The organism is Streptomyces sp. NPDC053560 (assembly GCF_044544605.1).
Lineage (GTDB): Bacteria > Actinomycetota > Actinomycetes > Streptomycetales > Streptomycetaceae > Streptomyces.
Genome location: NZ_JBITXI010000018.1, coordinates 1 through 13,400 on the forward strand (window position 1 = coordinate 1; position 13,400 = coordinate 13,400).

Sequence of the window (13,400 nt, forward strand, 5' to 3'; positions counted from 1 at the left end):
CCGCCGGCAACGGCCGAGGCGAAAATCACCTCACCGTCCTGAGGCGCAAGGGGGGCCTTGCCCCCCCCCCCCCCCCCCCCCCCCCCCCCCCCCCCCCCCCCCCCGGGGGGGCCCCCCCCCCGGGGGGGGGCGCCCCCCCCTCGCCGCTGTCCTGGCACTCAGCCCGCGATCGCCTCGTACAGGCTGAACCCGGCGAGCACGATCATCACGCAGGCCGCGACCTTCGTGATGAGCTTCAGCGGCACGAACCGCATCAGGGTGCGGCCGCCCAGGATGCCCAGCGCGGCCACCGCCCACAGGGCGAGCACGGCGCCGATGCCGACGGAGACCGGGTCGCCGTAACGGGCGGCGAGGTTCGCGGTCATGATCTGGGTCAGGTCGCCGAACTCCGCGACCAGGATCATCATGAAGCCCGCCCCGGAGACCTTCCAGAAGCTCTGGTCGGCGGGCTTCTTCACCTCTTCCTCGTCGTCGTCCTTCTTGAACAGCAGGACGGCGGCGCCGGCGAGGAAGAGCACGCCGACGATCGCCTGGACCAGGCGGTGCGGCAGCAGCGTGAGCACGCTGCCCGCGGCGATGGCGAGCGCGACGTGCACGACGAAGGCCGCGGCGACGCCCGCGAAGACGTAGGACGCTCGGTAGCGCGTGCCGAGCATCAGCCCGGCCAGTGCGGTCTTGTCGGGCAGCTCGGCGAGGAAGACGACGCCGAAGACGACGGCTGCGACGGAGAAGCTGAACACGGGGTGGAATACCTCGTTCGATAGGGCCGCACCGAAAGGGGCCCGGGAAAAGGGGTCGCTTCGGCACGGCAGCGTCGGACACTGCGGCCGAAGGTCTCGCTGGCATACGGACGCAATCCGTATGCTCCGGGCGCCGGCTCGCCACGAGGGCGGGCATTATGTCGACGGTCCGGCGAAGAGCTACTCCCCTTCTGCTGGGATCAAGGGTACGCGGTGCAGCCGTCCGCACGCGACCAGCTCCAGTACCACCGCCACCGCGACCGCCTGCACGGCGAGCAGGGCCACCAGGACGAAAAGCTGCACCGCACCCGCCTGAACGGGTGACGCGCCGCCCAGCAGCATGCCGACGAACGCCCCCGGCAGTGTGACGAGCCCCACCGTCCGGGTCTGGTCCAGCCCCGGCAGCAGCGCCTCGGAGACCACCGGCCGGGCCACCTCCAGCCGCGCCTCCCGGTCCGGCAGCCCCAGCGCGAGCCCCGCCTCCAGCTCCCCGTGCCGCGACTCCAGCTCGTCCAGCGCGCGCCGCCCGCCGAGCACGGTGGCGGTGAGCGCGCCGCCCATGAGGATGCCGGCCACGGGGATGAGGGTGACCCCGCGCGGCGGCACCAGGCCGGTCAGCAGCAGCGCGGCCACCACCGGCAGCACCCCGGCGGCGATCGGCGCGGCGGCCCACCACCAGGTGCGGTTGGGGGTGATCCGGCGGCCCGCCGTGCGCACCGCCACCAGGAACATCAGCAGCAGGAAGCAGACCAGCAGGGGGACGGCGCGGATCACCCAGCCGATGAGGAAGGAGACGGCGGCGAGCTGGGCGGCGGCGCGAAGCCCGGCGACGGCGATGCCCCGGGCGTGGTCCAGCCGGCACAGCGCGGCGACCGTCACGGCGGCGGCGAGCAGCACCGCGAGCACGACCGCGAGGGTGACGTTCACCGGCAACAGCACACGATCACCTTAGGGCGGCAGGGCCGGGAGAAAGCTCAACGGACGCGCGTTCGAGGAGTTCTGGCGGCGCGTCACCTCTTGATCTGACGTGGGCATGTCGTCACTCTGTTACCTGGAGCCCACACGGCGGCAACCCCCGCGCGCCATCGTGTGGCCCGGCCGGTCAGCCCGACCGGCCGGCCCGACCGATCACGACTTCCTCACCCCCCACACCAACGGGAGTTCCGATGTCCAAGGTCTACGCGCGTCGCGTGTCGCTCGCCGCCGGCTCGGCCGCCGCACTCGTCTGCACACTGCTGTTCAGCGGCCAGTCCGCCCAGGCCGCGCCGCCCTCACCGCCCAGCGCCGCCACCGCCCGCACCTATCTCGGCGAGATCAAGGAGCAGGCCGAGGGATCGCAGGACGGCTACAGCCGCGACAAGTTCCCGCACTGGAGCGACCAGGGCGACAGCTGCAACACCCGCGAGGTCGTCCTCAAGCGCGACGGCAAGGACGTCGAGACCGACGGCAGCTGCGCCGCGACCAGCGGCTCCTGGACCTCCCCGTACGACGGCGAGACCTGGACGCAGACCTCCGACGTGGACATCGACCACATGGTGCCGCTCTCCGAGGCATGGAAGTCCGGCGCCGCAGACTGGACCACGGACCGCCGCGAGCAGCTCGCCAACGACCTCACGCACGCCCAGCTGCTCGCGGTCACCGACAACGTGAACCAGTCCAAGGGCGACCAGGACCCGGCCGAGTGGCTGCCGCCGAAGACCTCCTTCCACTGCGAGTACGCGCGGATGTGGGTGTGGGTCAAGCACGAGTACGGCATGACCGCCGACTCCGCCGAGAAGGCAGCGCTGAAGAAGATCCTGGACGGCTGCTGACCCGGCGCCCCACCCGCCCGGGCGGTTCCGCTCTCCACCCCATGCCCGCGGAGCCGCCCGCCCCCGCTTCCCGGCCGCGGTTCGGGTCCCTCCGGGGAGCCCGTGCGCTCCTCCTATCCTCGGATCCGAGGCGCGGGCGGCTGCCCGTACCGAGGTGCGGGCACCGGCCCGCGCGAGGGAGGACCGCGATGACCGGACTGCGGCTCGGACCGCTGCTGCGCTACGTGGACGAGGACAGCGCGACGGTGTGGATGGAGACCGAAGCACCGTGCGAGGTGACCGTGGCCTGCGACAGCGGCGTCACCGGCACCGACCGGACCTGGCAGGTCGCCGGGCACCACTACGCGCTGGTCCCCGTCGAGGGCCTGACGCCGGGCGGCGAGACGCCCTACCGGGTGCTGCTGGACGGTGAGCAGGTCTGGCCGCTGCCGGACAGCCCGTACCCGCCCTCCGTCATCCGCACGCTGCCGCCCGAGGGGCGGGGCCCGCTCTCGGTGGCCTTCGGCTCCTGCCGCTGGGCGGCCCCGCCCTCCGGGAGCAGGAGTCACCTGGCGGCCGTGCCGGGCATTCCGGGCGACAGCCACGACCCGGTGGGGCCGGACGCGCTGGACACCCTCGCCGCCACCCTCGCCCGCGATCCGGACCGCCCCCGCCCCGACGTCCTGCTGCTGCTCGGCGACCAGGTCTACGCCGACCAGACCTCCGAGGCGACCGCCGCCCTGCTGGCCCGCCGCCGGGACACCTCGGAGCCGCCGTGGACGCAGGTCGCGGACTACGAGGAGTACACCCACCTCTACGACGAGTCCTGGCTGGACCCGGAGGTGCGCTGGCTGCTCTCCACGGTCCCCAGCTGCATGATCTTCGACGACCACGACGTGATCGACGACTGGAACACCTCGGCCGCCTGGCAGGCCCGGATGCGCGCGACCTCGTGGTGGCGCGACCGGATCCTCGGCGGCCTGATGTCGTACTGGGTCCACCAGCACCTGGGGAACCTCTCCCCCGCCGACCTGGCGCGCGACGAGCTGTACGCACGGGTGCGGACCGCGGCCGACGGCACCGAACCGGTACGCGCCTTCGCCGCCGCCGCGGACGCCGACCCCACCTGCGCACGCTGGAGCTACCGGCGCGACTTCGGGCGGGTACGCCTGGTCATGATCGACACCCGCGCCACCCGCGTCCTGGACGAGGGCCGCCGCGCGATGCTCGACGCGGCGGAGGCGAAGTGGGTGCGGCAGGAGGTGCTGGACGCACCCGGCAGCTACGACCACCTGCTGATCGGCAGCTCACTTCCCTGGCTGCTGCCCCATCTGGTGCACGACGCGGAGGTGTGGAACGCGGCGCTGTGCCGCGGGGCCCGCGGCCCGCGCTGGGCACGGCGGGGCGAGGCGCTGCGGCAGCGGGCCGACCTGGAGCACTGGTCCGCGTTCCCCGAGTCGTTCGCGGCGCTGGCCGAGCTGCTCTCGGAGGCGGCTTCGGGCCCGGAGGCGCCCGCGACGGTGTGCGTGCTCTCCGGGGACGTGCACCACGCGTACATCGCCGAGCCGCACTGGCCGGCGGGCGAGGAGCCGGCGGGCCGGGTCCTCCAGCTGACCTGCTCGCCGGTGCACAACAGCATTCCGGCGGCCATGCGGGCGGGCTTCCGCTTCGGCTGGAGCCGGGTGGGCCGGTGGCTGGGCCGCGCCCTCGCCCGGCACGTGGCGGCCGGCCGGCCGCCGGTGTCCTGGCGGCGCACCGGCGGGCCGTGGTTCGGCAATCAGCTGATGACGCTGACCCTGCGCGGCCGGGACGCCCGGCTGAGCCTGGACCAGGCCCGCGCGGACGGTCGGCGTGCCGGGCGGCGGCGTCGGACGCCGGGCCGGATGGCGCGTCTGGAGCGGGTGCTGGAGCGCTCGCTGACGTGATCCCCGGGGAAACCGGGAGCGGCACGAAGGAGAACCGGGGGCTGCGTACCCCCTTGACGGCCGCATTGGTCTGGACCATGGTGACGGACGCGTCATTGGTTCAGACCAAGCGGCCAGAAAAACACTTGAACTTGCAAGTATGAATAAGGCAGACCTAACCTTCAGGCCTCTCGGTTCCGTCCCCGACCGCAGGAGTCTTGTCATGCCCGCTTCCCTCTCGGCGTTCACCGAACGCAGCCGACCACACGTCACAGCACTCTTCCGCGTCGTCACCGGCCTCCTCTTCGCCTGCCACGGCGCCGCGTCGCTCTTCGGCGTGCTCGGCGGCGCGGCCGGCGGCGGCACCGTCCCCACCGGCACCTGGCCCGGCTGGTACGCGGCCGTCATCCAGCTCGTCGGCGGCCTGCTCGTCCTGCTCGGCCTGGGCACCCGCACCGCCGCCCTGATCAGCTCCGGCTCCATGGCGTACGCGTACTTCTCGGTCCACCAGGGCGAGGCGCTGTGGCCGATCCAGAACGGCGGGGAGCCCTCCGCGATGTTCTCCTGGGCCTTCCTCCTGCTGGCCTTCACCGGCCCCGGCGCGTGGGCCCTGGACCGGGTCCTCTTCGGCTCCGGCGACCGCGGCGAGGACGCCGGCACCCCGGCGCCACCCGCCCGGGAGCCCAGCGCGGCCTGACCCGCCGCGCGGACTCCGCCCGCTCTCCGCTCAGCCCTGAGGGCCGCCCGTCCCGGCGGCCCTCAGGTCGTTCCCGGCCTTGCTACTTCGCGGCGTGCTTGAACGGCACCGTGAGGCAGCCCAGCCGGTCGCCCGCCATGCCCGCGTGACCGTGCCCGGTGTGGGTCTTGTGGTCGTGGATCACCACGGACCGCGCCTCGCCCTGCCGGAACCACCACGAGTGCTTCGACGACACCGAGGCGTCGCCGTCGGAATCCGTGGTGAAGTCCAGCCAGACCTCGTTCTCCGGGTTGGCGTACTTCGGGTCGGTGGACGGCTGACGCGGGTCCTTCCGGTTCTGGTAGTGCGGCCCGGAATCGTCCGGCTTCTGGCCGCACGGCTTGGTGTGCACGTGCGAGCCGTAGGTGCGGTGGGGCTGCAGCCCCTTCACCTTCAGCCGGATGGTCATCCCGTGATCGCTCTTCCACTGCGCGACCACGATCCGCGCCTTCACCGGCACCTTCTTCGTGTCGTACGTGACCGCGTCCGACGGATCGAACTTCGACACGGGGGCGAACCGGCCCTCCTTCCCCACCACGAGGTCTCCGCCGCCGGGCGTGCCGCCGTACGCGGGCGCCGCCACGACGGGCACCGCCATGAGCAGCGCCGTCGCCGCTCCCGTCAGGATTCCTGCCGCCATACTCGTCTCCTCGTCACTCCCCGTAACCGAAGCGCGCGGCGCGCGCCATGACCTCACCGTCTCCGCCGGCCGGCCGTCGCGCGAGCCGTGCCGGCCGCCGGGCGGTGGGCCGCACGCGGGCCCCCGGGCGGCCCACCGTGTAGCCCAGCAGGCGAACTGCCTGGCAGGAAACGCGTGATTCGGACAACACCTGAGGCTCTGCGGCCGGATCTCGGGACATGTCAGGCGTACGCTGTATGGCTGTACGAGCGACAAGCCGCCCCTGCCGCTGCCATGCGACGTCGCGGCCGGGGACGACTTGGAGTGACGAGGTGCTGGAAAGTCTGGGGGCGCTGGCCGATCCCCCGTGGATTCATCTGATCGTCGGGCTGTGTGTTCTGCTCGACGTCTTCGTGCCGTTCCTCCCCAGCGGAGTGCTGCTCATCGCAGCGGCGACCGCCGCCGGCACCCGCACCGCCACCGTCGGCGTCCCGCCGATGAGCGGGGGCTCGGCCGTGGCCGATCTGTTCGCGCTCGCGCTGTGCGCCGCGACCGCCTCCGTGCTCGGCGACCTGGCCGCGTACCGGCTGGCCTGGCGCGGCGGCGACCGCTTCGACCGCGCCATCGCCCGCTCCCGCCGCCTGGCCGCGGCGCAGGAACGTCTCGGCACCGCGCTCACCCGGGGCGGCGGGATCGTGGTCGTCCTCGCCCGGTTCGCACCCGCCGGGCGCTCCGTGGTCAGCCTCGGCGCGGGCGTCGCGCACCGCACCGTCCGCGAGTTCCTGCCCTGGTCGATGCTGGCCGGGGTCGCCTGGGCCGCGTACAGCGTGTCCCTGGGCTACTTCGGGGGCCACCTGCTCGGCGCGACCTGGTTCAGCACGGCCGTCTCGGTCTTCGCCCTCTTCGCCGCCGGCTCCGCCGCGCTGTACGTGATGCGCCGGCCGGAGCGCGGCGCGGCGCACTCCGGGTAACCACCCGAAGGGCCGTCACTCCGCCGCCTCCGCCTCCTCGCGCGCCGCCTCCGGCACCACCGCGATGGGGCACAGGGCGTGCAGCAGCACCGCGTGCGCCACCGAGCCCAGCCGGCGGCCGATCGGCAGCTTCCGGCGGTGCCGCCCGACCACCACCAGGTCGCTCCGCGCGGACTCCTCGACCAGCTGCCCCGCCGCGTCCGCGGGCCGCAGCTCGGCCTCCACCGCGACGTCCGGATACCGCTCCCGGTACCGCGCGAGCACCTGCGACACCTGCTTGACCAGGGCGTCCTCGTACTCCTGCTGCGTCGTGTCGTAGGCGGCGATGTAGTCGAAGGCGACCGGTACGGCCATCGGCCACATGTACGCGGCGACCACCTGGAGGACGGCTCCGCGCCGGGCCGCCTCCTGGAAGGCGAAGTCGATCGCGCTGCTCTCCCCCGCCTCTTCCGACGTCGGGTCGACCCCCAGGACCACGCGCCCGTGCGCCCCTCCGGGCCGTGCCTCGTCCCCCTCCTCCGACGGCCCGCCGCTCCGGTCCGGGCGCGGGACGACCACCACGGGGGAAGAGGAGTGCGCGGCGCACGCCATGCTGTTGGAGCCGAGCAGCAGGCTCGCGAAGCCGCCCCGCCCGCGCGAGCCGAGCACCAGCAGCTCCGCCTGGTCGCCGAGCCCGGGCAGGATCACGTCCGTGAGCCCGCTCAGGCTGCGGAACTCGACCTCCGGCAGCTCGGGCCCCGCGGCCAGCTGCGCCCGCAGCTCCTCCAGCACGGGGTCGCCGGTGCCCGCTTCGGCGTCGGCGGCGCGCGCCGAGGTGACGTACGGCCACACGTGCACGACCTGGAGGGGCGCCGACCGGAGCCGGGCCGCCTCGGCCGCCCAGTGCAGCGCCCGCTCACTGTCCGGGGACCCGTCCACCCCGACGATGACCGGCATCCTGTCCATCTGTGCCTCCCTACGATCCGCCGACGGGCCGCACGGCGCCCGCGGTCCGCCGATTTCCGCGGCCGTCGCGGCCACTGCGATCGGTACCACTCGGGCGAGCGGTCCGGCCAGTACGCATTACAGGCGATTTGGGCGAGTATTCCGGGCAGGCGCCCGGAACGGCGACGGCATGATCAGCAACTGAGCGGGTGCCCCGAAGCCGGTAAAATCGAACTTCCCCGCATGGCCCGGCTCCTGGGCGATGCCCTCCTCCGGGACGCGCCTCCGCCGGCCGTGCCGCCTGATCCAGGACGTCATGAACGCTCACCGGCCGCCCGCTCCGCGCACCACCACCGCCGCCGTCTCCACCGTCCCGCCCGACGCTCCGTCGGCCCCCGTCCTCACCTGGGAAGAGGCCGGGGAGCCGCGCTCCGCCCAGTGGCGTTCGGAGAACGGCGCGCTGCCGCCGCGGCGCGTGACGATCGCCGACGACCGTATGAAGGCCGACGCCGCGTACAAGCTGGCCTGCGAGGGCACCGCGCTGCTGTGGCGCGGCGACTTCCACAACGCCCGCCAGCTGCTGACCGCGCTGGCCCGGCGGATCGACCGCCGCCCCCGCAAGCCCGCGCCCGCCGACGACCCGGCACGCGCCTTCCACCTGCACCGCGCCGCGCAGAGCCAGCGCGCCCGCATCCTCGGCATGCTGCTGGTGCCCCTCGACGCCGAGTACGGCGTCCCGCTGCACCGCGCCCCCGACGTCCGCGCGGCCTGCGCCCAGGCGTACGGCCCCGCGCCCGCGGCGAGCGGCGCGGCGGGCGGCACCCGCTCTGTCGTCTCGCTGCGCGAACTGCTCGGGCTCGTCGGCGCGTACGAATGGCACCGCAAGGGCGTCGAGATCCCGGCCCTCGGGGGCGACCGGATCCACCCCGACTACGGCGTCTTCTCGCCCCAGCGCGGCGAGTACGTCGACCTGGTGGCCCGGGCCCCGCTGCCCGCCGACCCGACCGGGCTGGCCTTCGACATCGGTACCGGCAGCGGCGTACTGGCCGCGGTGCTGGCCCGGCGCGGAGTACAGCGCGTCCTCGGCACCGACCAGGACCCGCGCGCGCTGGCCTGCGCACGCCGGAACGCCGAGCGGCTGGGCGTCGCCGACCGGGTCGAGGCCGTCGCCGCCGACCTCTTCCCCGCCGGGCGCGCCCCGCTGGTCGTCTGCAACCCGCCGTGGCTGCCGGCCAAGCCCACCTCCGCGGTGGAGTACGCCGTCTACGACCCGAACAGCCGGATGCTGCGCGGCTTCCTCGCGGGCCTCACGGACCATCTGACGCCGGGCGGCGAGGGCTGGCTGATCCTGTCCGACCTCGCCGAGCGCCTCGGGCTGCGCACCCGCGCCGATCTCCTCGTCCTCTTCGAGGCGGCCGGCCTGACCGTCCGCGACCGGCTGGACATCGCTCCCCGGCACCCGAAGGCCCGCGACGCCACCGACCCGCTGCACGCCGCCCGCGCGGCGGAGGTGACGTCGCTGTGGCGACTGGTGCCCGCCGGCAGCTGACGACGGCCCGGGGCCTCCCCGGGCCCTCTACGAGTCAGGTGCGTACGGCTCATCTCCGTACGGCTCAGGAGTCCTTGCGTACGTAGACGTCGACGCGGCGGCCGCGGGTCTCGGTCGAGGTGACGCGTGCGAACTCCGCCGCCAGCACCCGCTTCTTCATGGCCTCGCGCGCCGGTACCGGCCGGGCGGCGGCCGAGGCCGCGTCCGTGACCAGCACGATCCGGCGGTGGGCGCGCATCCCGGCCCGGATCCTGGCGGGCGTGTGCTCGGTGCCCTTGAGCGTGCCGCCGGCCACCGGCCCCTCGCGCAGCGCGAGATCGTCGAGCCCCCGGAAAGCGGCCGGGCTCACCAGCGCCGTGTCGCGCCGGGCCGCCGGGAGGAAGAGCACCCCGTCCCCGGGGCGCGCCTGCGTGGCCACCAGCTCGGCCGGCCGGAGCACGTCGTCCACCCGGCTCGCCGCCGTCCGCAGCCCCGTCTCCACGGGCAGCAGCGCCACGAACCCGGCGGCGGTCACGCCGGTCAGCAGCACACCCGTACGAAGGCGGTGCCGGCGCGCGGCGACGGCCCGTACGGCCACCGCGAGAGCCAGGCCGGCCGGCAGCGCGAAGCCGATGTTGGTGAAGAGGACGTAGCGGTCGATGTAGAGCGGCCGCACGAGGGAGGCGAGCAGCAGCCCGGCCTGCGGGACGACGAGCAGCGGCAGCGCGACGGACCCGAGGGAGAGCGCGGGCGGCCGCTGCCCGGGCCCGGCTCGGTGGCCGCGTCCGTAAGGCACCCGCGCGCAGCCGAAGCCGATCACGACCAGCGCCGCGACGCCGAGCAGGGTGGTCCAGGCGACCGGCTTGATCCATGACACCTGCTCGGCCTGCGCACGGCTGGCGAGCACCAGGGGCAGCGCCCCGGCCACCGCGACCGCGGCGGAGACCAGCCAGGGGACGAGGATCCCGCGCTGTCCACGGCGGCGGGCCAGCAGCACCGTCACCGCGTGCGCGGGCAGCACCAGCAGCGAGAACCAGTTCAGCAGGGCGGCGCACAGCACGGCGGCGGTGTACCCCGCCCAGCAACCCAGGCGCCGGAGGCGCGCGCCCGGCTCCGGCCGCTCCCGGTGCGGGCCCGCGCCCCGGACCAGGAGCCAGGTGGCGACGGCGACCGACGCGGTCACCAGCGCATAGGCCCGGCCCTCCTGCGCGTAGTGCTGGATGTTGGGGATCAGCACGAGGACGAGGCCGGCGGCCAGTCCGGCCCACGGCCCCGCCAGCCGCCGCCCGGTGGCCGCCGTCGCCGCGGCGGCCACCGCCATCGCCAGGACCGACGGCAGCCGCAGCGCCACCAGCCCCGGCCCGCCGAGCGCGAAGACGGCGTGCATGCACAGGTAGTACAGGCCGTGCACGACATCGACCTGCCCCAGCATCGCCCAGATCTCCGGCACCGAGCGCCGGGCCGCCTGCCAGGTCGCCGCCTCGTCCCGCCACAGGCTGTGCTGACGGGTCAGTCCCCAGCAGCCGAGCGCCGGCGCGAGCAGCGCGGGGAGGACGGGGACCAGCGCGGAGCGGAGTGCGGTCCGTTCGCCCGGGGGCGCCGTACGCCGAGGAACGGGCCGGGCCGTCGTGCGGTCCGTTCGCGCAGGGGCACGGACCGCACGAGTCGGTATAGAGGCGAGATCTGCGGACATGGACGGCACTCTACACTCCACGTATACACGCAATTTATACGAGCCCGTGCCCGCTCTCTCCCCTGTCTGCTCTCGAACCCGTCTCCGCTCTGCCGAGGAAAGGAGACAGCTCCGTGCGGAAAGGCCGGGCCCCGCCGGCCACCGTGATCTGCGCCTGCGCGCTCACCCGCCCGTGGCTCGTGCCCGCCGCGCTGAAGCCCGGCCCGTTCCACGGCGACGGCGGCCTCGCCCCGTCCGTGGACCGGGTCTACCGCTCATGGTCGCGGTCCTGTCCTCCGGCGCCTTCCCCTCGCACGACGTCAGCCGGCAGTACCCGCCGGGCGCGCCCCTCCCCCTGCTCTCACTCGCGCTCGCGCCGCGCCTCGACCGCGGGCACGCCTTCGTCATCGGCCGTCATCGGCGCCGCCCTGTGCGACGCGATCGTGTTCGCGCTGCCGCTCCTCGGTACGGAACGGGGGCGCCGTGCGCGTACGAGCTGGACAGTGGCGGCCGTCGTCGCGGCCGTGCTCACCGCCGGCTTCGCGCTCGCCATGCCGCACGCCTTCTCGTTCCTCACGGCGCAGAGCGCACGCGGCATCCAGATCGAGTCGGCCGGATCACTGCCGTTCCACCTCGCCGGCCCGGCACTTCGGGTGGCGCGGCACCTGGGCCGCCAAGGACGGCGCACGAGTTCGTCGGCCCGTACGTCCCGCAGGTCACCATCGCGATGCAGGCGCTGACCGTACCGAGCCCGGCGTGGCTGCCGCGGTGGCGCCACCGGCGGACGGTCGACCGAAGTGACCGACTCCGTCCGATCCACCCCACCCTTCCCCCTCTCGGGGTAAAAGTGTGATCATGGCACCATGAGCAGCGATATGAGGGTTCCCGCGGACGTCGGATCCGGTGCGCCGGGCAGCGGAACGGGACCGGCCGTCGAGACCGGCACCGCGCCCGTCGCGGGCGGCGAGCTGTACTACGAGGCGGCGGGCTCGGGCCCGGCGCTGGTGCTGCTGCACGAGGGCATGCTCGACCTGACCATGTGGGACGAGCAGTTCGAGTGGCTCGCGCGCGCCGGCCACCGGGTGATCCGGTACGACGCCCGGGGCCACGGCCGCTCCTCCCCGGTCGAGGGGGAGTACGCCCATCACGAGGACCTCCGGGCGCTGCTCGCCCATCTCGGCGTCGGCCGCGCGACGTTGATCGGCCACTCGCACGGCGCGCGCGTCGCACTGGACAGCGCACTGGCCTACCCGGGCACCGTGGCCGCACTTGTCCTGGCCGCGCCCGGCATCAGCGGCCGGACGTTCTCCGACCCGTTCCTGCTCCAGCACATCCGGGAGCAGGTGGCCGCGGTGAGCGCGCCGGGCGGCGTGACGCGCTTCATCGAGCACTTCCTGCGGATGTGGGTGGACGGGCCGCACCGCGAACCGGCCCAGGTCGACCCGGCCTTGCGGGAACGCATCCGGGCGACGGCGAAGGCCACGGTGACCGCGCACGCCGACGGGATGGGCCGCGGCGCGGCGTTCGAGGTCGGCGCGGCACACCGGCTGACGGAGATCCGGGTACCGACCCTCGTCATGGACGGCGACCTCGACAGCACCGACATCTCGGCCAACGCGCACGCGGTGGCCCTCGCGGTGCCGGGCGCCCGGCGCGCCCGCATCCCCGCCGCCGGGCACATGGTGAACCTGGAGAACGCCGAGGAGTTCGACCGCGAACTGGCCGGATTCCTGCGGGGCGCCGCGTACTGACCAGCGGCGCCCGCGCCCTGCTCGGCCGTGCCCCCGCCGGTCCCGGCGGGGCCCTGACCGCCCCTCCCACCCCCCGTGGCGCGTACGCGCCACGGGGGACCGCGTCAGACGCCGGGAGAGTCGCCGTCCACCTGACCGTCCAGCTCGAACGGCTCGCGCAGCGCGGCCAGTTTGAGCAGCCGGATGACGATGGGCCGGAGGTTCATGAGCACCAGCCGGCCGCCGCGCTCCGCCAGCTGGTCCCGTACCCGGCACAGCAGGTCGAGACCGCTGCAGTCCATGAACGTGACGTGCCGCAGGTCGATCATCATCGTCTTCTCGCGCGCCGCGCCGCCGCTTCCGGTGTCCGGGAACCCGTCGGGCAGCACACTCGGCGGCGACAGGTTCGGGATTCCGGAAAGCGTCACAGGAAAGGCGTCCGGCAACGGGATCACGTCGGCCGGCGCCTCGGGCAGGACTTCGGGGCAGGCTTCGGGACGTACTTCGGGCAGCGCGTGCACCTTCGGAAGAAGTCTCGGCATGCCCTTCGGCTCGCTCGGTACCGTACGGGACCGGGGAGCGGGAAATATCACCGACCGGCGCAGCGCGAACAGTGCGTTGAGCGCCAGCAGGACGTCGGCTTCGATGCGTAGTGCCATGGCCAGGTCGAGTTCGCCATGAAGTGCCAGGACCACCGTGTCGCCACCCTGGCGAACGGTTACCTGCACGTCGGCGTCGCTTCCCCCCACGTCACCCCCAGTTGTGCTTAAGGCCGTATCGAACACG

At 74.0% G+C, this 13,400-nt stretch carries 13 protein-coding genes; 7 read left to right on the top strand and 6 right to left on the bottom strand.

Annotated features, from left to right (window positions below):
- Positions 1 to 158: 158 nt before the first annotated feature.
- A complete protein-coding gene (locus tag ACIGQF_RS33765; protein WP_399718410.1) occupies positions 159 to 740 on the bottom strand; it encodes a TMEM165/GDT1 family protein in 582 nt (193 codons plus the stop codon).
- 180 nt (positions 741 to 920) lie between these two features.
- Positions 921 to 1,679, bottom strand: a complete 759-nt coding sequence (locus tag ACIGQF_RS33770; protein WP_399718413.1) for an ABC transporter permease — start codon at positions 1,677 to 1,679, stop codon at positions 921 to 923.
- A 227-nt stretch (positions 1,680 to 1,906) separates the two neighbouring features.
- Between ACIGQF_RS33770 and ACIGQF_RS33775 the strand changes: the two genes are divergently transcribed.
- From ACIGQF_RS33775 to ACIGQF_RS33785, 3 genes are all read left to right on the top strand, one after another.
- Positions 1,907 to 2,551 carry an HNH endonuclease family protein gene (locus ACIGQF_RS33775; protein ID WP_399718416.1) on the top strand — a complete coding sequence of 215 codons (645 nt, stop codon included), beginning with the start codon at positions 1,907 to 1,909 and terminating at the stop codon, positions 2,549 to 2,551.
- A gap of 188 nt (positions 2,552 to 2,739) precedes the next feature.
- On the top strand, positions 2,740 to 4,455 hold the full coding sequence (locus ACIGQF_RS33780; RefSeq protein ID WP_399718419.1) for an alkaline phosphatase D family protein: 1,716 nt from the start codon (positions 2,740 to 2,742) through the stop codon (positions 4,453 to 4,455).
- Between the two features lie 202 nt (positions 4,456 to 4,657).
- The gene (locus ACIGQF_RS33785; RefSeq protein ID WP_399718422.1) at positions 4,658 to 5,131 is read left to right on the top strand and encodes a DoxX family protein; all 474 of its coding nucleotides are present in this window, start codon (positions 4,658 to 4,660) and stop codon (positions 5,129 to 5,131) included.
- Between the two features lie 82 nt (positions 5,132 to 5,213).
- Here ACIGQF_RS33785 and ACIGQF_RS33790 read toward each other — a convergent pair whose 3' ends face one another.
- Entirely contained in the window at positions 5,214 to 5,810 is a 597-nt protein-coding gene (locus tag ACIGQF_RS33790; protein ID WP_399718425.1) for a superoxide dismutase family protein, read from the bottom strand.
- A 311-nt stretch (positions 5,811 to 6,121) separates the two neighbouring features.
- Here ACIGQF_RS33790 and ACIGQF_RS33795 point away from each other — a divergent pair, with 311 nt between their 5' ends.
- Positions 6,122 to 6,760 (top strand): DedA family protein, encoded by a 639-nt coding sequence (locus tag ACIGQF_RS33795; protein WP_399718428.1) that lies wholly within the window; start codon positions 6,122 to 6,124, stop codon positions 6,758 to 6,760.
- 15 nt (positions 6,761 to 6,775) lie between these two features.
- On the opposite strand, the gene ACIGQF_RS33800 is transcribed toward ACIGQF_RS33795, so the two are convergent.
- Positions 6,776 to 7,705: a universal stress protein gene (locus tag ACIGQF_RS33800; protein ID WP_399718431.1), complete on the bottom strand. Its 930-nt coding sequence runs from the start codon at positions 7,703 to 7,705 to the stop codon at positions 6,776 to 6,778.
- A 295-nt stretch (positions 7,706 to 8,000) separates the two neighbouring features.
- Here ACIGQF_RS33800 and ACIGQF_RS33805 point away from each other — a divergent pair, with 295 nt between their 5' ends.
- Positions 8,001 to 9,233: a methyltransferase gene (locus ACIGQF_RS33805; protein ID WP_399718434.1), complete on the top strand. Its 1,233-nt coding sequence runs from the start codon at positions 8,001 to 8,003 to the stop codon at positions 9,231 to 9,233.
- Between the two features lie 64 nt (positions 9,234 to 9,297).
- Here ACIGQF_RS33805 and ACIGQF_RS33810 read toward each other — a convergent pair whose 3' ends face one another.
- A complete protein-coding gene (locus ACIGQF_RS33810; protein ID WP_399718437.1) occupies positions 9,298 to 10,662 on the bottom strand; it encodes a glycosyltransferase family 39 protein in 1,365 nt (454 codons plus the stop codon).
- A 356-nt stretch (positions 10,663 to 11,018) separates the two neighbouring features.
- Between ACIGQF_RS33810 and ACIGQF_RS33815 the strand changes: the two genes are divergently transcribed.
- Both ACIGQF_RS33815 and ACIGQF_RS33820 read left to right on the top strand, forming a co-directional pair.
- The gene (locus ACIGQF_RS33815) at positions 11,019 to 11,624 is read left to right on the top strand and encodes a hypothetical protein (RefSeq protein ID WP_399718439.1); all 606 of its coding nucleotides are present in this window, start codon (positions 11,019 to 11,021) and stop codon (positions 11,622 to 11,624) included.
- Positions 11,625 to 11,747: 123 nt separating this feature from the next.
- Positions 11,748 to 12,635 (top strand): alpha/beta fold hydrolase, encoded by an 888-nt coding sequence (locus ACIGQF_RS33820; RefSeq protein WP_399718442.1) that lies wholly within the window; start codon positions 11,748 to 11,750, stop codon positions 12,633 to 12,635.
- Positions 12,636 to 12,739: 104 nt separating this feature from the next.
- Here the strand turns inward: ACIGQF_RS33820 and ACIGQF_RS33825 are convergent, their stop codons facing one another.
- Entirely contained in the window at positions 12,740 to 13,342 is a 603-nt protein-coding gene (locus tag ACIGQF_RS33825) for an STAS domain-containing protein (RefSeq protein WP_399718445.1), read from the bottom strand.
- Between the last annotated feature and the right edge of the window lie 58 nt (positions 13,343 to 13,400).